Raw genomic sequence first — 18,540 nt, 5'->3', positions numbered from 1 at the left:
CGCCGACCCCGCCGGACCCCTCGCCGGCTCAGCTCGCGCCTCGCCTGGGTACCGCTGTCGGCTGCGCCGGAACGTCGCGGACGTAGCCGCCACCCAGCGGTGGAGTCGAGCTCGGAAACACGGCAGGGCGCCGCTCCCGGAGGCCGTCGGCCTCGGAGAGCGGCGCCCGTCGTCAGACCGCGTCGGCCCGTCAGTCGGCCAGCGGCAGGTACACCCGGTTGCCCCGGGCGGCGAACTCGGCGGACTTCTCCGCCATGCCCGCCAGGGCCTCGGCGTCGAACTCCGTCGCCACCGCCGTCGACCCGTCGCCGTGCTCGTCCCTGATCTTCTGGGAGATCTTCATCGAGCAGAACTTCGGGCCGCACATGGAGCAGAAGTGCGCGGTCTTGGCGGGCTCGGCGGGGAGGGTCTCGTCGTGGAAGGCGCGGGCCGTCTCCGGGTCGAGGGCCAGGTTGAACTGGTCCTCCCAGCGGAACTCGAAGCGGGCGTCCGAGAGGGCGTCGTCCCAGGCCTGGGCGCCGGGGTGGCCCTTGGCCAGGTCGGCGGCGTGGGCGGCGATCTTGTAGGTGATCACGCCGGTCTTGACGTCGTCCCGGTTGGGCAGGCCCAGGTGCTCCTTGGGGGTCACGTAGCAGAGCATCGCGGTGCCCCACCAGGCGATCATCGCGGCGCCGATGCCCGAGGTGATGTGGTCGTAGCCGGGGGCGACGTCGGTGGTGAGGGGGCCGAGGGTGTAGAACGGCGCCTCGTCGCAGATCTCCTTCTGGAGATCCATGTTCTCCTTGATCTTGTTCATCGGGACGTGGCCCGGGCCCTCGATCATCACCTGGACGTCCCGCTCGCGGGCGATCCGGCCGAGCTCGCCGAGGGTCTTCAGCTCGGCGAACTGCGCCTCGTCGTTGGCGTCCGCGATCGAGCCCGGGCGCAGGCCGTCGCCGAGCGAGAAGGTGACGTCGTAGGCGGCGAGGATGGAACAGAGCTCCTCGAAGTTGGTGTAGAGGAAGTTCTCCCGGTGGTGGGCCAGGCACCAGGCCGCCATGATCGAGCCGCCGCGCGAGACGATGCCGGTCTTGCGGCGCGCGGTGAGCGGGACGTAGGGCAGCAGCACACCGGCGTGGACGGTCATGTAGTCGACGCCCTGCTCGCACTGCTCGACGACGGTGTCCCGGTAGACCTCCCAGCTCAGCTCCTCCGCCTTGCCGTCCACCTTCTCCAGCGCCTGGTAGAGCGGCACGGTGCCGATCGGCACCGGGGAGTTGCGCAGGATCCACTCGCGGGTGGTGTGGATGTTGCGGCCGGTGGAGAGGTCCATGACGGTGTCGGCGCCCCAGCGGGTCGCCCAGGTCATCTTCTCCACCTCTTCCTCGATCGAGGAGGTGACGGCCGAGTTGCCGATGTTGGCGTTGATCTTCACCAGGAAGTTGGTGCCGATGATCGCCGGCTCCACCTCCGGGTGGTTCACGTTGACCGGGATGACGGCCCGGCCGCGGGCCACCTCGGCCCGCACGTACTCCGGCGCGAGGCCCTCGCGCAGCGCCACGAACTCCATCTCCGGCGTCACCACGCCCCGCTTGGCGTAGGCGAGTTGGGTGACGGCCACCCCGCCGCGGCCGCGCAGCGGGCGGCGCGGACGGCCGGGGAAGACGGCGTCCAGGTTGCGCAGGTTCCCGCCGCGCGGCGAGGTGTGCTTGATCCCGTCGTCCTCGGGGCGCGGCTCACGGCCGTCGTACTCCTCGACGTCGCCGCGCTGGCGGATCCAGGCGTCGCGCAGCGGCGGCAGGCCGCGCCGCACGTCGGGCTCGTAGGACGGGTCGGTGTACGGACCGGAGGTGTCGTACAGCGGGACGGTCCGGCCGTTGGTGAGCTGCACCTCGCGGTACGGGACGCGCAGGTCGGGACGCGATCCCTCGCGGTGGGCCTTGCGCCAGGCCGGGGCCGGGTAGCCGGTGCGCTCGCTGCTGGGGGCGCCCTGGGCAGACTGCGGCTGTGCTTCGAACGTGGTCATCTGACCTCTACTCCCTACGCCGGCATTACCCGGTCAGGTTCCTGCGGTCGACGCAGCTGTCGGTCCGTCCGTCGACGTCCCGGTCAGCGTCCTCTCAGCCCGGTGCTCCGAGCTCCCGCGTCGCAGGCGGTGTTGCCTGCACACGACGTCCAACACCGTAGCGAGCGGATCGCCGCTGGTCCAGAGCGCACCACCGCCCGGTGAGGGGCGTTCCGACGGGGCCCCGGTGGCCGGAAGCGTCCGCAGGCGCCCCCATCATGCTCACGAATGCTCCGCAGGCACTCCACCAGGGCACGCACGGCCCGTCCGTGCCGGCGGCCGGGCCGGGATGTCGGGGCTCTGACGATCTTTGGGGGAATCACTCCGTGCGCGTCCGTCACGCGGCCGGCCTCAGCGCCGCCGTAGTCTCCGCCGTGGTCGGCCTGCCGCTGCCCGCGGTGGCGGCCGAACCGGCCGCCGTCCTGTACGTCGAGGGCTCCAACAGCGCCTGTGCGAACGGCGGTCCGGGCACCACCGTCCCGGTCAGCGCGGACGGCTACTTCGACATCGCCAACCACGCCGGTACCACCGACGTCATCGCCGACCTCTTCGGCTACTACCGCAACCAGTAGCGGAGCCCGTCGCAGAACGCCCGAGGCCCGGCTCCCCCTCGCGGGGGCCCTCAGGGCGGCGTTACGGGGCGGTCGGTCAGCTCCTGGCGGCCTTCTTCACCAGGACCACCACGGCGGCCGCGATGCCGACCACCACCAGCAGCTTGATCACGATCGAGAGCAGTGCGCCGACGACGCCGAACACGAACGCGACGATGTTCCAGGCCAGCACCAGGACCAGCACCGGGATGACGATGTTGCGCACCCAGGAGGGCAGCGACTTCCAGAGCTCAGCCATGTCGGTTCCTCTTCTCCCCTCGGGTCGGCCGCCGTCCGGTGCCGCATCCCGCTTGCTTTCGGTGCTTCGATCGTACGGTGGCGCGAGTGCCGGAACGAGGCCCGACGGCCCGGAGAGAACCCCGAGATCCCCCCGACCCGCACCCCCCGGGTGGCCCCCGAGAATTCCTCCGCCGGCAGCGCAACCCCCGGCCCCGCGAAGCGTCCAACTAGTGCCGGGACCACGCCCTCCCGGCACCGTCGAACAGGGGGGAACCTGACCATGCGGGCCAGAACAGCCATGTCCACAGCCGCTCTCGCGGTGGTCCACCTCGCCGTCGCGGCCCTGGCCGCCGTCCCCGCCTCCGCCGCTCCGGCCGCGGCTCCAGGCACCGCTCCACTCACCGCCCCGACCACCGCCCCAACCGCCGCCGCCGCTGCCGGCGCCCTCACCGCACCGGCGGGATTCGTCGGGATGGCCCCGAAGCGGATCCTGGACACCCGCGACGGCTACCAGGTCCCGGTGGACCGCACCGCCCGGCCGCTGCAGGCGGGCCGCTACTTCTCGACCCCGATCGCCACCGGCTGCCACAGCCACCCCCCGCAGGAGTGCTACGGCGTCGTCCCGGCCGATGCCACCGCCGTGGTGGTGAACGTGACCGTGACCGACCCGACCGCCGACAGCTACGTGACGCTCAGCGCCACCCCCGGCGCGTCGGGCACCAAGCCGGCCACCTCCAGCGTCAACTTCAGGCCCGGCCAGACCGTCTCGAACCTGGTCACGGTCGCCACCGGGCCGATCGAACGCTTCGTCCCGTGGCTCACCCTCTACAACAACGCGGGCACCGCCCACGTGGTGCTCGACGTGGTCGGCTACTACCGGACGGCGGCGACCGACCGGTACGCCCCGGTGGCCCCCACCCGGATCGCCGACAGCCGCAGCGACGGCACCGGCCGGCTCGGCGGCGACGCGGTGCGCAGCTACCAGGTCACCAGCCCCGAGCTGGGGACCGCGGACGCCACCGCGGTGGTCCTCAACGTGACCACGACGGACGGCTCGTGGGACAGCTTCGTGACCGCGTACCCGACCGGCACGACGCGGCCCGCCAACGGCTCGAACGTCAACTTCCCGGCGGGCTCGACGGTCGCCAACCGCGTCGTGGTGCCGGTCGGCGCGGACGGGCGGATCGACCTCTACAACCACGCCGGCTGGGTGCACGTCATCATCGACGTGGTCGGCTACTACGGGCCCTCCGGCACCGGCCTGTTCAGCGCGCTGAAGACGCCGGTGCGGGCCTTCGACTCCCGGACCGGCTTCGGGGACGGGGTGCCGGCCTGGGCGACCGGGCAGATCCAGGCCGTCCCCGCGGACGGCTCGGTGCCGAACGCCGTGGGCGTCGAGACGAACGTGACGGCCACCGACGTCCACGCGGACGGCCACCTCACCGTCTTCCCCGGGCCGGGCAAGGCGCCGAACACCTCCACCGTCAACGTCGCACCGGGACGCACCACCGCCAACTCGGCGACCACGGCCGTGACTTCGGGTGGAACGTACTCGGTCTACAACCACGGGTACTGGCTGCACCTCATCGCCGACGTGAACGGCTACTACGTCACCGGCTGACCGGGCACCCGTCCGTCGTCCGGGGCGGCCCGGACGACGGACGGACCCGCCGGACGACGGACGGGCCCGCCGGCGCGGCTCAGACCGGCCAGCGCTCGCCGCGCCAGGCGGCGTCCCAGAACATCCACTCGTAGCGCGAGGTGGTCACGAAGTGCCCGACCACCTTGCGGCGTTCGGCCGCGGACAGCTCCGCACCCAGCCGGTCGGTGAGCGCCAGCACCCGGCGGACCACCGACTGGAACGACTCGTCGCCGTAGGTGGAGATCCACTTGGCGTACAGCGGGTCGGGCGAGCCCTGGGCGAGCAGCGCCTCGCCGACCCGGGCGTAGATCCAGTAGCAGGGCAGCACCGCGCCGACCGCCTCGGCGAAGGAGCCGCCGTAGACGGTGGCCAGCAGGTAGCTGGTGTACGCCCGGGTGGTGGGCAGCACCGGCTCCGCGGCGGCCTCCTCGGCGCTGCCGCCGAAGGCGGTCAGGAACTCGGCGTGCATGCCCTGCTCGGCGGCCAGCGCACCGACCGCGTCGTCGGCGAAGGCCCGGACGTCCTCCTCCCCGGGCGCCTTCGCGGCGCAGACGGCGAGCGCGCGGGCGTAGTCGCGCAGGTAGTGCGAGTCCTGGACGACGAAGTGCCGGAAGGCCTCGCGCGGCAGGGTGCCGTCGGTGAGCCCGGCCAGGAAGGGGTGGGCGAGGATCTCGGCGTACACCGGCTCGATGGCCGCCCAGAGTTCTTCGGTCAGCGTCTTGGTGCTCATGGCCCGACCCTAACCGCCGGCCCCCTCGGCCTTGGCCCCGCTCGGCCTTGGCCTCCTCGGTCCCTTGGCCCCGCCCGGCCCGCCGGCCCGCTCAGTCCTCCGGCGGGGAGAACACCACCAGCACCCGCAGCTCCTCGGTGACGTGGTGGAAGCGGTGCGGGGTGCCCGCCGGGACGTACACCACGGTGCCGCGCCCCACCGTCGCGGTCTCGGCGCCGACCGTCAGCTCGGCCCGGCCGCTGATCACCTGGTAGATCTCGTCCTGGCCGTGCGCGGTCTGGGTGTCGGTGTCGCCGGGGGCGAGCGCGTACAGCCCCGCGGACATCCGCGGTTCGCGCAGGAACCGCAGGTACGCGCCGTCGTTGGCCGCCCGTTCGGCGTCCAGTTCGTCCAGCCGGAAGAGCTTCACCGCCGCCGTCCTCCCTCGTGCTCGTGCCCGGTCCGCGGCCCGGCCGTCCACCTCCCGGACCAGGGGCATTCAACACCACCCCGCCGTGTGGTGGTTCCGCCGGGACGGGGGTTCCTGCCAGGCTTGGGCGGCATGAAGGGTTTCGTCATCAAGACACTGATCAACGCGGCGGCCATCTGGGTCGCCGCCTGGATCGTCAGCGGCATCCAACTCGCCCAGGGCAAGGCCGACTGGCAGCACAAGGCGCTGACGGTGCTCGGCGTCGCCGTCGTCTTCGGCGTGGTGAACTGGCTGATCAAGCCGGTGGTCAAGCTGTTCTCGTTCCCCCTGTTCATCCTCACGCTGGGACTGATCACCTTCGTGATCAACGCCCTGATGCTCCTGCTCACCTCCTGGGCCTCCGGGAAGCTGAGCCTGGACTTCCACGTGACCAACTTCGGTTCCGCGCTGCTCGGTTCACTGATCATCAGCCTGGTCGCATGGGGCCTGCACCTGGCCCTGGACGACGACTGACCGGTGCGGGGCGGACGGCCGGAAGGGGCCCGCACCCGGGTGGTTCCACCGGGTACGGGCCCCTTCGCGGTTGCGGTGCGGCCGGGTCCGCCGGCCGCTCACCCGGCGTTCTCACGCCCCTTGAGCAGGTCGGCGAGCTGGGCGTCGATGTCCCAGCCGGTGAGCTCCTGGCCCATCGGCACCAGCCGGTCGGTGCGCGCCAGGAAGGCGATCAGCGGCGCGGACGAGGCGCACAGCAGGGCGTCCCCGTCCGGGGAGTGCAGCACGATGCGGACCTCCGAGAGCTCCTCGCCGACCGGGCGGATGTGCACGTCGCCCTCGCCCGCCGGTCCGCTGATCCCGTCGAGCAGCAGTTCCCGCGCGAAGTACCAGGTGACCGGCGCGTCGCCGGGCAGGTGGAAGGTGAACCGGACGGCGTACGGATCGGTCGCCTCGTACGCCAGGTCCACCGGGATGCGGAAGGAGAGCTCGTGCGAGACCACGAGGTTCATCACCAGGTGTCCCTGGACTGTGCTGTGCTGCATGGCGCCAGTACCTCTCGTTCTGCCCGCGCCGGCGGTTTCGCTCGGTCCGATGGCGCCGGACATGTTTTCGACGGTTTTTGTGACGGTTTATGCAACCAATCCACGTTCGATCATCATCGTCCACGTTTGGGGATGTAGTGGACAAGGCGTGCTTTTTCAAATGGTGAACGAGCCGGAGCAGGTCCAGACCAAGTCGTGTCAGAGCATGAACGACGGCCCCATCGCCCCGACCCCGCGCAGCAGTTGGCCCGCCGCCGAGGCCAGCCGGTCGGCGTGCTCGACCGGCAGCGACAGCGCCATGGTGGCGACCACCGGGCCGATGGTGATCGGGACGGCGGCGCAGACCGTGCCGAGCGCGTACTCCTGCCGCTCCAGCACGGGCATGGTCGGCCGCAGCGAGGCGAGCCGGCGCAGCACGGCGGCCTCGCCGGTGACGGTGGAGGGGGTGAGCCCGGTCGGCGGGTGGCGGGCGAGGTGGTCCCGGCGCTCCTCCTCGGGCAGCTGGCCGAGCAGGCACTGGCCGATGGCGTGCGCGTGGGCGGTGGCCCGGAAGTCCGCCCAGGGCTCGACGGCGGGCCGGGCCGGGTCCTCGACCACGTCCACCACGTGGACCTCGCCGTCCCGGTAGAGCGCGAAGTAGACGGCCGCGCCGAGCTCGTCCCGTAAGCACTGCATCCGCGCCCGCAGGTCCGGGCCGCCGGGCCGGGCCCGCGAGCGGGCCAGCGCGTCGAGCGCCTCGCCGTGGAAGAAGCGCCCCTCGGAGCGGCGCAGGTAGCCTTCGTGGGCCAGGGTGCGCAGCAGGTGGTAGGCGGTGCCGAGGGGCAGGTCGGCGGCCCGGGCCAGCTGCTTGGCGCTCGCCCCGTGGCGGAAGCCCCCGACGGCCTCCAGCAGCCGCAGCGCCCGCTGGACGGAGCCGATCAGGGTGGGCCCGCGGTCCGCCGGGCCCCGCCGCGGCGCGGGGCCTGCGGGCTCCGGCCGAAGGGGGAACGGCCGTGCCTGCCGGTAGGACGCCTCCTGGTACCGCGTCTCCTCGTACGACTGCACCGTCTCGAACGGTTGTGCGATCCGATCCATGCCACCCAACCCCCAGACCGAGTCCCTGGTACAGGTCCGTGCCCAGTACGGGCATGCGGAACGAAGCCTCCCGTTTGCCCGATGGCTGCTCATTGCAGCACAGCGGAGCCCCGAACGGACGCACCCGCCCGGGTCGGCGTTTCGACCCGGTCCCGGTGCGTTTCGCCCCGTTCCCCGGGTTTCGCCCCCCGCCCGGCGCGGGAGACTCCCGCACAACGCGCCAGCCCCGGAGGTGGCCATGGACCCCGAGAACCCCACTCCGCCACCGCGCCCGGTCGTCAAGCGCACCGCGCGGGCGATCCTGCTGGAACTGGACCCGGACGACCCGTCCGGCCCGGCCTGCCTCGTCCTGATCCGGCGGGTCCGGCCGGGCTCGCCGCACCCGTACTGGATCACCCCCGGCGGCGGGGTCGAGCCCGAGGACCGCACGGTGGTCGAGGCGCTGCACCGCGAGGTGGACGAGGAGCTCGGCGGCAAGGTCGTGGACGTGGTGCCGGCCTTCGTCGACACCGTCAGCCACACCCACCACGACGACGGCACCCCGCTCCACCCGCACGGGGTCAAGGTGCAGCACTTCTTCGTCTGCCGGCTCGCCTCGATGGACCTCAGCCGGCGGCACGGGCCCGAGGTGACGGACCCCAACGGCGAGTACGAGGTGGTCCGGCTGCCGTTCACCCGCGAGGGCGTCACCTCGGTCAACGTCGTGCCGCCCCGGCTGCGGGCGTACCTGGCGGCCAACATCGAGGGCATCCGCGCCCTCCTCGCCCCCGACCTCGGCTGATCACGCGGCGGCCGGGTCGCCGACCGGGTCGTGCCGGATCCGCTCGGCCGGGACGCCGGCGCGCAGCAGCACCCCGACGGCCCGCCGCACCATCGCGGGCGGCCCGCTGAGCACCGCCTCGCGGCCGGCCCACGGGCCGAACCGTCCCATTACCTCCGGCAGTTCACCGGTCAGCGGGACGCCGTCCGACAGGCCCGCGGCCGGACGGGCCGACCCCCCGGACAGCACGGGCCGGACCGTCAGCCACGGGTGCCGCCCGGCGAGCTCGCGCAGGCCCGCCAGCTCGTACAGCTCCTCGGCGCGGCGGGCCCCGTAGAACACCTCGATCCTGCGGCCGGGCGCGCCGTACGCGGCGGCCTCCTCGACCAGGGCGCGGACCGGTGCGATGCCGGTGCCGCCGCCGACGCAGAGCAGGTCCGGTCCGGCGGCGTGGTCGACGGTCATCGAGCCGGCCGCCGGGCCCAGCCGCAGCACGTCGCCGGGCGCGGCCCGGTGGACCAGCGCGTTGCTCACCCAGCCCGCCTGGACGGCCTTGACGTGGAAGACCAGCAGCCCGTCCGGCCGCGGCGCACCCGCGAAGGAGTAGTGCCGCCAGACCCGCGGCCACCAGGGCGTCTCCAGCGCGGCGTACTGCCCGGCCCGGAACGGGTACGCCTGGTCCGGCCGGACGGTGACCACCGCGACGTCCCGGGTGCGGCGCTCGTGCCGGACGATCTCGCCCTGCCACCAGGCCGGCGAGGTGCGGGCGTCCTCCGCGGCGGCCTCGATCACGGCCGAGGAGATCATCCGGTAGGCGCGGCGCCAGGCCGCCTCGGCCTCGGCGCCCCAGCTCCCGCCCGCGTACCGGGCCAGCGTCCCCACCAGGCACTCCTCCACCGAGGCGGCGTGCCCGGCCGACGCCCCGTACCGGCGGTGGCTCCGGCCGAGCCCGGCCAGGGTGGCGCGCAGGGCGGCCGGCCGGTCGAGCTCGTCCACCACGGCCAGCAGGGTGCGGAACAGCCGGTCGCGGTCGCCGTCCATGGCGGCGGGGAAGCAGGGGCGCAGCTCGGGGTGGCGCAGGAAGAGCAGCGCGAAGAAGTGCGCGGTGGCCCGGTCGGCGACCGGCCGGAGGACGGCGAGGCCGGCCCGGACCAGCGCGACCTCCCGGGCGGTGAGCGGCCGCCGGTCGGCGGGCCGGTCCGGCCCGGCGCCGGGGAGCGCGGCGGGCGGCTGCCCGGCGGGCGCCCGCACGCCCCAGGCCTCGCTCCACCGGTCGCCCGGGCCGGCCCGGTGGGGGCCGGGCCCGTCGGCGGGCAGCGGCCGGAAGGCGCTGCCCGGCCCCGGCGCGGCGACGGACGGCGGGTACCCCGGCACGGCGGGCGGGTACCCCGGAGCGGCCGGCACCCCCGGCCGGACCGGCTCCAGCAGCGGCACCGGCGGCAACACCGCCGTCGGCGCCTCCGCCTCGGCCCGCGGCGGCAGGTCGTACGGCAGCTCGGGCTGCCCCGGAGGCGTCGGCGGCAGGTCGTACGGCAGCTCGGGCTGCCCCGGAGGCGCCGGCGGCAGGACGGCCACCTGCCGCGAGGGGCCCGCCTCGGACGGGCGCTGCGACAGGCCCGGGACGGAGGCGACCCCCGCCGAGCCGTGCCCGGTGCGGACCAGGACGGTTCCGCGGGACTTCACCGCTACGTTTCGAGTACCCAAGAGAATCGTTTCGCCTCCGGCCGGCCTGCACCACCCGCGCCGGACCCGGCTTGTCCCTGCCGGCGCCAAGGCAGCGTGGCACGACCGGAGGCCCCGCCCGACGAATCACGCGAAGCCCGGACATCCGGGCCCGGAACGCGCTACTCTCCCCCACCCGTCGTCGCCCTGGGTACCCGGAGGAACACCCAGGGCGACGCGTACCCGGCGCCCGACGGCCGCGCTCAGAGCTGCCGCAGCAGCATCCCCGGCTGCTCGACGCAGTCCGCGACGAACCGCAGGAAGCCGCCCGCCGTCCCGCCGTCGCAGACCCGGTGGTCGAAGGTGAACGACAGCTGGGTCACCTCGCGGACCGCCAACTCCCCGTCGTGCACCCAGGGTTTGGCGACGATCCGGCCGACACCGAGCATCGCCGCCTCCGGGTGGTTGAGGATCGGGGTGGAGCCGTCCACCCCGAACACCCCGTAGTTGTTCAAGGTGAAGGTACCGCCGGTCAGTTCGGCCGGGGTGAGCGCGCCGCTGCGTGCCGCCTGCGTCAACCGGCCCAGTTCCTCGCCGAGTTGCTCCGTGCTGCGGCTCTGCGCGTCCCGCACCACCGGGACGACCAGTCCGCGCTCGCCCTGGGCGGCGAAGCCCAGGTGCACCGCCGGGTGCCGGAGGATGCCCGAACCGTCCTCGGTGACCGAGGAGTTGAGCTCCGGGAAGCGGGCCAGCGCGACCGTGCAGATCCGTGCCAGCAGCGCCAGGACGCTCACCTTCGGCCCCGGGGCGGCGTTCAGCTGCCGGCGCAGTGCCATGAGTCCGGTGGCGTCCGCATCCACCCAGCAGGTCGCCGCCGGGATCTCCCGGTGGCTGCGGCCCAGCTTCTCGGCCACCGCCTTGCGCAGCCCGCGCAACGGGACCACGCCGTCCGCCGCGACGGGCCCGGCGGGCGCCGGAGCGGTGGCCGCCCTGGCCGCGACCGCCCGTTCGACGTCCGCCCGCATGATCAGCCCGTCCGGGCCGCTGCCGACGAGCGCGGCCAGGTCGACCCCCTGCTCCCGGGCCAGCCGCCGCACCAGCGGCGAGATCACCGGCACCACCGCGGGCCCGGCCGGCACCGCCGGAGCCTGCGCGACGGCCACCGCAGCCGCCCCCGAACCCGAACCGGCGCCGCCGCCCGCGCCGGCACCGACCCGGCGCCGCCGCCCGCCCCGACCCGGCTCGACGACCCCGAACCCGACCAGCGGCCGCTCCGCCCCGGCCGCCGCGGGGGCCGCGGCCACACCCGGCTCGACCGGCCCCTGCGGGCCGCTCCCCGCCTCCGGCGCCGCGACCGCGACCGTCACCAGCGGCGCGCCCACGGCGATCTCCTCGCCCACCTCGCCGTACCGCGCGGTGACCACCCCGCCGTACGGGCAGGGCACCTCCACCACGGCCTTGGCCGTCTCCACCTCCACCACCGGCTGGTCGACCGCGATCACCTCGCCGACCTCGACCATCCAGCGCACCACCTCCGCCCCGGTGAGCCCCTCACCGAGGTCGGGCAGCCGGAACTCCCGCACGACGGGCATCATCCTCGGTCCTCCCACTGGAGCCGCGCGACCGCGTCCAGGATCCGGTCCACCCCGGGCAGGTGGTGGTGCTCCAGCATCGGCGGCGGGTACGGGACGTCGAAGCCGGTCACCCGCAGCACGGGCGCGGCCAGGTGGTGGAAGCAGCGCTCGGTGACCCGGGCGGCGATCTCCGCGCCGGTGCCGCCGAAGCCGGTCGACTCGTGCACCACCACGGCCCGGCCGAGCGAGCGCACCACCCGGCAGACCGTCTCGTCGTCGAACGGCACCAGGGTGCGCAGGTCCAGCACCGCGAGGTCCCAGCCCTCGGCCTGCGCCGCCTCCGCCGCCGCCAGGCAGACCGGCAGCGAGGGGCCGTAGGTGACCAGCACCGCGGAGGTGCCGGAGCGCCGCAGCACCGCCCGGCCGATCGGCTCGACCGGCACCTGCGGGTCGAACTCGGCCTTGCCCCAGTAGAGCCGCTTGGGCTCCAGGAAGACCACCGGGTCGTCGGAGGCGATCGAGGCGCGCAGCAGCCCGTACGCGTCGGCCACCGTCCCCGGGGTGACCACGTGCAGGCCCGGCGTCCCGGCGTAGTACGCCTCCGAGGCGTCGCTGTGGTGCTCGACCCCGCCGATGCCGCCGCCGTACGGGATGCGGACGGTGATCGGCAGCGGGAGCCGGCCCGCCGTGCGGTTGCGCATCTTGGCGACGTGCGAGAACAGCTGCTCCAGCGCCGGGTAGGCGAAGGCGTCGAACTGCATCTCGACCACCGGGCGCAGCCCGTACATCGCCATGCCGATCGCGGTGCCGAGGATGCCCGCCTCGGCCAGCGGGGTGTCCAGGCAGCGGTCGGGGCCGAACTCCGCGGTGAGCCCGTCGGTGATCCGGAAGACGCCGCCGAGCGCGCCGACGTCCTCGCCCAGCACGTGCACCGCCGGGTCCTCGCGCATGGCGTCCCGCAGCGCGGAGTTGAGCGCCTGGGCCATGCTCGACGCACGGGGTGCGGTCGCCGTCGTCACTGCTCCGCCACCTCCGCCTCGGCGGCCAGCTCTGCGGCCAACTGTGCTGCCTGCTCGCGCAGTTGGGGCGTCGGTTCGGCGTAGACGTGGGCGAACAGCGACATCGGGTCCAGCTCCGGGTCGGCGTGGAACTCCGCCCGCATCCGGGCCGCCAGCGCCTCCGCCTCGTCGGCCGCCTCCCGCACCGACCGTTCGTCCAGCAGGCCGAGCCCGCGCAGCGCCCGCTCCATCAGCAGGACCGGGTCGTGCTCGCGCCAGGCGGCCACCTCGGGCTCGGTGCGGTAGCGGGTGGCGTCGTCGGCGTTGGTGTGGGCGTCGATCCGGTAGGTCAGCGCCTCGACCAGGGTCGGGCCGCCGCCGCTGCGGGCCCGCTCCACCGCCTCGGTCAGCACCGCGTGCACGGCGGGCGCGTCGTTGCCGTCCACCAGCCGGCCCGGCATGCCGTAGCCGACGGCCTTGTGGGCCAGGCTCGGCGCGGCGGACTGCGCGCTCAGCGGCACGGAGATCGCGTAGCCGTTGTTCTGCACCAGGAAGACCACCGGGGCGCCGAGGACGGCCGCGAAGTTCAGCGCCTCGTGGAAGTCGCCCTCGCTGGTGCCGCCGTCGCCGAGCATCGCCAGCGCGACCACCGGCTCGCCGCGCAGCCGGGCGGCGTGCGCCAGCCCGACGGCGTGCGGGGCCTGAGTGGCGAGCGGGGTGCAGAGCGGGGCGGTGCGGGTGGCCCGCGGGTCGTAGCCGGTGTGGGCGCTGCCGCGCAGCAGGGTCAGCGCCTCCAGCGGGTCGACGCCCCGGGAGACCACGGCGAGGGTGTCGCGGTAGCTGGGGAACAGCCAGTCCTGCCCGCCCAGCACCAGCGCGGCGGCCACCTGGCAGGCCTCCTGGCCGGTGGAGGCCGGGTAGACGGCGAGCCGGCCCTGCTTGGTCAGGGTGGTGGCCTGCTGGTTGTACCGGCGGCCGACGACCAGGCGGCGGTACAGCTCGCGCAGCAGGGCGGGGTCGTACTTCTCCAGCGCGGGGGTGCCGAGCAGCCGGACGGGGGAGAGGTCCGGGAGGAGGGGTGCCGGGTCGGTGCGCGGGGCGGTGGCGCCGGGCAGCCAGCCGGGCACGCCCGTGTGGTGTCTGTGGTCGAGAACGGTCATCTCGGGGCACCTCCAGGGGTGGCGGGGGCTCCCTACCGATTGTTCGGTCGTCTGTTCATCTTGACCAGAAGCGTGACAAGGTGGTGGACATTCGGCCTGTTCGGCGGTCGACTGGTGGCAGTGCGTCCAATCGGTGGGGGTGGGGGGTCATGTCGGCTGAACAGATGTCCAGACTCGACCGGGTCGACCGGTCGATCCTGCGGCTGCTGCAGCAGGACGGTCGCGCCTCCATCCGCTCGGTGGCCGAGCGGGTGCACGTGTCCCGGGCCAACGCGTACGCCCGGATCTCCAGGATGGTCGAGGACGGCATCATCCGCGGCTTCACCGCCAGGGTTGACCACGAACGGGCCGGTCAGGCCGCGTCCGCGTACATCACCCTGAAGATCGTCCAGAACTCCTGGCGGACGGTGCGCGAGCAGCTGCTGGAGCTGCCCGGGGTGGCGCACATCGCGCTGGTCGGCGGGGACTTCGACGTGCTGCTGCTGGTGCACACCGCCGACAACCAGGCCCTGCGCGAGCTGGTGCTGGGCAGCATCCAGTCCATCCCCCAGGTGCTCGGCACCCGCACCATGCTGGTCTTCGAGGAGACCGACCAGGTCCCGCCGCTCTGACGGCCGGCCGCGAACGAGCCCCGAGCCGACGGGCGGCCGCCGGGCGGCCGCCGGGCGGGCGGCTCAGCGCGCCCGCAGCCCGTCGAAGGCCAGGTGGACCACCGCGTCCGCGACCCCGTCGGCGGCCTTGAGCCCCGGCCGGTACCACTCCACGATCGAGTTGATCATCCCGAACAGCAGCCGGGTCGCCAGCCGCGGCTCCACGTCCGCGCGCAGCGCGCCGTCCGCGACCGCCGCCCGCAGCAGCTCCGCGACCTGGTGGTCGAAGTCCCGCCGGCGCTCCAGCGCCCACTGCTCGGTGGCCGTGTTGCCGCGCACCCGCAGCAGCAGCGTCACGTACGGCAGCTCCTCCAGCAGCACCTCGGCGGTGCGCCGCACCACGTGCTCCAGCCGCTCCACCGCCGGGCCCTCGACCGCACCGGGCTCGGCCAGGATGCCGAACAGCCCGTCCAGCGCCCGCCCGACCGCCAGCCGCAGCAGCTCCTCCTTGCCGCGCACGTGGTGGTAGATGGAGGACTTGGAGATCCCGGCCGCCCGGGACAGGTCCTCCATCGAGGTCCCGTCGTAGCCGCGCTCGTTGAACACGTCGACGGTCACCGCGAGCAGTGACTCCACGGTGTAGGCGGTGCGCGTGGTGTGATCGGCCATCCTCCGAGTATCCCCGGCCGCCCCCGCGGGCACGCGATCGGGTCGGATTGGTCCACACCAACACCGGGACGGGGGAGGGGGCAGGCCCTAGACTCTCCGGACGATCCGTCCACGTCCAGAGCACTGGGGCCCACGGCTGATGAACGCAATACCGGCAGTCGCCTCCGACACGCCCGAGCAGCGCAGCGACGGACCGGAGCGCTCCGCGCCGACCTGGCAGGAGCGCGGCCGCGCCCTGGTGGTCCGCTTCGGGCCGGCCGTGTGGTGCTACGCGGTGCTGAAGCTGGTCGGCTTCACCGTCTTCATGAAGCTGCTCTCCTTCGCCGGCGACTACGCGAAGAAGCCCGCCCGGTTCGGCGGCGGCGCCAACCCCTGGGACGTGCTGGCCACCTGGGACGGCTGGTGGTACCAGCAGGTGGCGCAGTTCGGCTACCACCCGGCGCTCGTCCCGATCCCCAACGGCCCGATCGGCTACACCCTCGAACAGAACTCGGCCGCCTTCTTCCCGCTCTACCCGGGTCTGATGCGGCTGGTCTCGGAGGGCACCGGCCTCGGCCTGTACGGCGCCGGGATGCTGGTCTCCGTGGTCTCCTCGCTGGTCGCCGCGGCCGGCATCCACGCCGTGGTGGAGCGGCTGACCGGGGACGCGCGCACGGGCGTGATCGCGGCCGGGCTGTGGGCGGTCGTCCCGGGTTCGGGTGCCGAGTGGGCCGTCTACTCGGACTCGCTGTTCGTCGCGCTGGCCGCCTGGGCCTGCTACTGCGTGATGGCCAAGCAGTGGATCGCGGCCGGGGTGATCACCCTGGTCGCCGGGCTCAACCGGCCCACCTCCGCGGCCCTGATCGGAGCCGTCGGCCTGGCCGCGATCGTCGAGCTGTACCGCCGGGAGAGCGGCGTCCTGCGCCCGCTGGTCGCGATGGTGCTGGCCCCGGTCGGCCTGCTCGGCTACGTCGGCTGGGTGGGCTGGCGGACCGGCGAGTGGGGCGGCTACTTCCGGATCCAGCAGGACGCCTGGATGCACTACTTCGACTGGGGCCAGGGCACCTGGCACGCGATCCGCGGGGTGATGCTGGGCCGCCAGGACTACCCCTACGGCTTCCCGGTGCCGGACCTCCTCGCCACCCTGATCGTGTTCAGCCTGCCGGTGCTGATCGTGCTGCTGTTCCGGCTGCGCCCGCCGCTGGTGCTGACCGCCTACACGCTGGCGACGATCGTCTCGGTGCTCGGCAGCCTCGGGATCTTCGGCAACGTCTCGCGCTACCTGATGCCCGTATTCCCGCTGTTCATCGCCCTGGCGGTGGCGATGCGCAAGCTCAGCCTGCCGGTGCTGGCCACCGTCCTGGGCACCGGGGCGATCGCCTCCGGCTGGTACGCCGGGTACGTCCTCTTCGAGCTCGGCGTGCCGTAGACCCGGACCGTCCGAGCCCACGGGGGCGCGTCCGCTGCGGACGCGCCCCCTGCGCGTTCCCGGGGGATTGCCCCGCTGCACCCTCTTGAGCCGACCGATCGTTCGGTTACTCTGTGACGTGTCCCGTCCTGCTTTCCGAGGCCCTCCGAGGAGCGCACAGATGTCCGCAGCGGTCACCCACCCCGTCGTCAGCGAGCTGGTCGAGCGCCACCAGGCCACCCTCGACGCCGCGCTCGCCGCCGCCGCGAAGCGCGACTACTGGTCGCCCTACCCCGAGTTCCCGAAGGCGTACGGCGAGAGCGCCCCGGCGGACGGCAAGGCCGCCTTCGACGCCCTGCTCGGCAAGCCCTTCGCCCTGCCGGGCCACCCCACCGACGGCGACCAGGTCGGCGGCGAGGCCTCCCCGTACGGCCTGGAGCTGGGCATCACCTACCCGCACGCCGGCCCGGACGCGCTGATCGCCGCGCTCACCGCCGCCCGGCCCGGCTGGGCCGCCGCGAGCCCGCTGGAGCGCGCCGCCGTCTGCCTGGAGGTCCTGCACCGGATCAACGCCCGCTCCCACGAGTTCGCCCACGCCGTCATGCACACCACCGGCCAGGCCTACGGCATGGCCTTCCAGGCCGGCGGCCCGCACGCCCAGGACCGCGGCCTGGAGGCCGTCGCCTACGCGTACGCCGAGCAGACCCGGCTGCCCCGGCAGGCCGGCTGGACCAAGCCCCAGGGCAAGCGCGACCCGCTGGTGATGACCAAGGAGTTCACCGTCGTCCCGCGCGGCCTCGCCCTGCTGATCGGCTGCAACACCTTCCCGACCTGGAACGGCTACCCGGGCCTGTTCGCGTCGCTGGCCACCGGCAACCCGGTGCTGGTCAAGCCGCACCCGCGGGCGGTGCTGCCGCTCGCGCTGACCGTGCGGACCGCCCGCGAGGTGCTCGCCGAGGCCGGCTTCGACCCCGACGTGGTCGTCCTGGCCGCCGAGCACGAGGGCGGCACCGTCGCCGCGACCCTCGCCGTCCGCCCCGAGGTCAAGCTGATCGACTACACCGGCTCCACCGCCTTCGGCGACTGGCTGGAGGAGCACGCCAAGCAGGCGCAGGTGTACACCGAGAAGGCCGGCGTCAACGCGGTGGTGATCGACTCCACCGACGACTACAAGGGCATGCTGGGCAACCTCGCCTTCGCGCTCTCGCTCTACAGCGGCCAGATGTGCACCACCCCGCAGAACGTGCTGATCCCGCGCGGCGGCATCGCCACCGACCAGGGCGACAAGTCCTACGACGAGGTGGTCGGCGACCTCGCCGCCGCCATCGAGGGCCTGCTCGCCGACGACGCCCGCGCCGCCGCGATCCTCGGCGCCGTGGTCAACCCCGGCGTGCTCCAGCGCTCGGCCGCCGCGGCCGGCGGCGAGTACGGCGAACTCGCCCTCGCCCCGCGGGCGGTGGCCTCGCCGGACTTCCCCGGCGCGACGCTGCGCACCCCGGCACTGGTCAGGCTGGACGCCGACAAGCCGGACGACCGCGCGGTCCTCCGCAGCGAGTGCTTCGGCCCGGTCTCCTTCGCCGTCGCCGTCGAATCCACCGCCGACGCGGTCGAGTTGCTGCGCACCACGGTCCGGGACAAGGGCGCCATGACCGCCTCCGGCTACACCACCTCGCCCGAGGTGGAGGCGCTGCTGGTCGAGGCCGCGCTGGACGCCGGCGTCTCGCTCTCGCTCAACCTGACCGGCGGGGTCTACCCCAACCAGACCGCCGCCTTCTCCGACCTGCACGGCACCGGGGCCAACCCGGCCGCCAACGCGGCCTACTGCGACGGCGCGTTCGTCGCCAACCGGTTCCGGACGGTGGAGATCCGCCGGCACGCCTGAGCCGCTCCGGCCCCCGCCCGAGCCGCTCCGGGATCCCCGCGGGGCCCGGTGGCGGGAACCGCCGGGGCCGGCGGCCAGCGCCGCCCGGTCCC

General features: G+C 73.9%; 18 protein-coding genes and 1 riboswitch. Of the genes, 7 read left to right on the top strand and 11 right to left on the bottom strand.

Going from position 1 to position 18,540, the window contains the following annotated elements; genetic code table 11:
* Positions 1–190: 190 nt before the first annotated feature.
* Complete coding sequence (gene thiC, locus ACH5AR_RS08385; RefSeq protein WP_396300570.1) at positions 191–2,005, bottom strand: phosphomethylpyrimidine synthase ThiC; 1,815 nt, start codon at positions 2,003–2,005, stop codon at positions 191–193.
* Positions 2,000–2,134: riboswitch (TPP riboswitch) on the bottom strand. (Overlaps the previous gene by 6 nt.)
* A 236-nt stretch (positions 2,135–2,370) precedes the next feature.
* Between thiC and ACH5AR_RS08380 the strand changes: the two genes are divergently transcribed.
* Positions 2,371–2,616 carry a hypothetical protein gene (locus tag ACH5AR_RS08380; protein ID WP_396300569.1) on the top strand — a complete coding sequence of 82 codons (246 nt, stop codon included), beginning with the start codon at positions 2,371–2,373 and terminating at the stop codon, positions 2,614–2,616.
* Positions 2,617–2,692: 76 nt separating this feature from the next.
* On the opposite strand, the gene ACH5AR_RS08375 is transcribed toward ACH5AR_RS08380, so the two are convergent.
* A complete protein-coding gene (locus ACH5AR_RS08375; RefSeq protein ID WP_396300568.1) occupies positions 2,693–2,893 on the bottom strand; it encodes a DUF5326 family protein in 201 nt (66 codons plus the stop codon).
* Positions 2,894–3,172: 279 nt separating this feature from the next.
* On the opposite strand from ACH5AR_RS08375, the gene ACH5AR_RS08370 reads away from it, so the two are divergent.
* The gene (locus tag ACH5AR_RS08370; protein ID WP_396300567.1) at positions 3,173–4,495 is read left to right on the top strand and encodes a hypothetical protein; all 1,323 of its coding nucleotides are present in this window, start codon (positions 3,173–3,175) and stop codon (positions 4,493–4,495) included.
* A 79-nt stretch (positions 4,496–4,574) separates the two neighbouring features.
* Here the strand turns inward: ACH5AR_RS08370 and tenA are convergent, their stop codons facing one another.
* Together tenA and ACH5AR_RS08360 are read right to left on the bottom strand one after the other, a co-directional pair.
* Positions 4,575–5,246: a thiaminase II gene (gene tenA / locus ACH5AR_RS08365; protein ID WP_396300566.1), complete on the bottom strand. Its 672-nt coding sequence runs from the start codon at positions 5,244–5,246 to the stop codon at positions 4,575–4,577.
* A gap of 91 nt (positions 5,247–5,337) precedes the next feature.
* On the bottom strand, positions 5,338–5,655 hold the full coding sequence (locus ACH5AR_RS08360; RefSeq protein ID WP_396300565.1) for a cupin domain-containing protein: 318 nt from the start codon (positions 5,653–5,655) through the stop codon (positions 5,338–5,340).
* 132 nt (positions 5,656–5,787) lie between these two features.
* Between ACH5AR_RS08360 and ACH5AR_RS08355 the strand changes: the two genes are divergently transcribed.
* Positions 5,788–6,168 (top strand): phage holin family protein, encoded by a 381-nt coding sequence (locus tag ACH5AR_RS08355; protein WP_396300564.1) that lies wholly within the window; start codon positions 5,788–5,790, stop codon positions 6,166–6,168.
* A 98-nt stretch (positions 6,169–6,266) separates the two neighbouring features.
* On the opposite strand, the gene ACH5AR_RS08350 is transcribed toward ACH5AR_RS08355, so the two are convergent.
* Together ACH5AR_RS08350 and ACH5AR_RS08345 are read right to left on the bottom strand one after the other, a co-directional pair.
* Positions 6,267–6,692, bottom strand: coding sequence for an SsgA family sporulation/cell division regulator (locus ACH5AR_RS08350; protein ID WP_396300563.1), 426 nt, complete (start codon positions 6,690–6,692; stop codon positions 6,267–6,269).
* Positions 6,693–6,890: 198 nt separating this feature from the next.
* Positions 6,891–7,766, bottom strand: a complete 876-nt coding sequence (locus ACH5AR_RS08345; protein WP_396300562.1) for an IclR family transcriptional regulator — start codon at positions 7,764–7,766, stop codon at positions 6,891–6,893.
* A 238-nt stretch (positions 7,767–8,004) separates the two neighbouring features.
* Between ACH5AR_RS08345 and ACH5AR_RS08340 the strand changes: the two genes are divergently transcribed.
* Positions 8,005–8,547: an NUDIX domain-containing protein gene (locus tag ACH5AR_RS08340; protein ID WP_396300561.1), complete on the top strand. Its 543-nt coding sequence runs from the start codon at positions 8,005–8,007 to the stop codon at positions 8,545–8,547.
* Here the strand turns inward: ACH5AR_RS08340 and ACH5AR_RS08335 are convergent, their stop codons facing one another.
* From ACH5AR_RS08335 to pdhA, 4 genes are all read right to left on the bottom strand, one after another.
* Complete coding sequence (locus ACH5AR_RS08335) at positions 8,548–10,209, bottom strand: globin domain-containing protein (RefSeq protein ID WP_396300560.1); 1,662 nt, start codon at positions 10,207–10,209, stop codon at positions 8,548–8,550.
* A 242-nt stretch (positions 10,210–10,451) separates the two neighbouring features.
* Positions 10,452–11,780, bottom strand: a complete 1,329-nt coding sequence (locus tag ACH5AR_RS08330) for a dihydrolipoamide acetyltransferase family protein (protein WP_396300734.1) — start codon at positions 11,778–11,780, stop codon at positions 10,452–10,454.
* A complete protein-coding gene (locus tag ACH5AR_RS08325) occupies positions 11,780–12,748 on the bottom strand; it encodes an alpha-ketoacid dehydrogenase subunit beta (RefSeq protein WP_396300733.1) in 969 nt (322 codons plus the stop codon). The genes ACH5AR_RS08330 and ACH5AR_RS08325 overlap by 1 nt, the downstream gene beginning before the upstream one ends.
* 29 nt (positions 12,749–12,777) lie before the next feature.
* Positions 12,778–13,920, bottom strand: a complete 1,143-nt coding sequence (gene pdhA / locus ACH5AR_RS08320) for a pyruvate dehydrogenase (acetyl-transferring) E1 component subunit alpha (protein ID WP_396300559.1) — start codon at positions 13,918–13,920, stop codon at positions 12,778–12,780.
* 149 nt (positions 13,921–14,069) lie between these two features.
* Here pdhA and ACH5AR_RS08315 point away from each other — a divergent pair, with 149 nt between their 5' ends.
* Entirely contained in the window at positions 14,070–14,531 is a 462-nt protein-coding gene (locus tag ACH5AR_RS08315; RefSeq protein WP_396300558.1) for an Lrp/AsnC family transcriptional regulator, read from the top strand.
* 63 nt (positions 14,532–14,594) lie between these two features.
* On the opposite strand, the gene ACH5AR_RS08310 is transcribed toward ACH5AR_RS08315, so the two are convergent.
* Positions 14,595–15,179, bottom strand: coding sequence for a TetR/AcrR family transcriptional regulator (locus ACH5AR_RS08310; RefSeq protein ID WP_396300557.1), 585 nt, complete (start codon positions 15,177–15,179; stop codon positions 14,595–14,597).
* A gap of 139 nt (positions 15,180–15,318) precedes the next feature.
* Here ACH5AR_RS08310 and ACH5AR_RS08305 point away from each other — a divergent pair, with 139 nt between their 5' ends.
* Positions 15,319–16,587 carry a hypothetical protein gene (locus ACH5AR_RS08305; protein WP_396300556.1) on the top strand — a complete coding sequence of 423 codons (1,269 nt, stop codon included), beginning with the start codon at positions 15,319–15,321 and terminating at the stop codon, positions 16,585–16,587.
* Positions 16,588–16,747: 160 nt separating this feature from the next.
* Complete coding sequence (paaN, locus tag ACH5AR_RS08300; RefSeq protein ID WP_396300555.1) at positions 16,748–18,448, top strand: phenylacetic acid degradation protein PaaN; 1,701 nt, start codon at positions 16,748–16,750, stop codon at positions 18,446–18,448.
* Positions 18,449–18,540 lie beyond the last annotated feature (92 nt).

Origin of the sequence: Kitasatospora sp. NPDC018619 (genome assembly GCF_044391605.1) — a bacterium.
Classification (GTDB): Bacteria; Actinomycetota; Actinomycetes; order Streptomycetales; family Streptomycetaceae; genus Kitasatospora.
The sequence above is the reverse complement of the archived record's forward strand: the minus strand, read 5'-3'. Positions and strand labels throughout refer to the sequence as shown.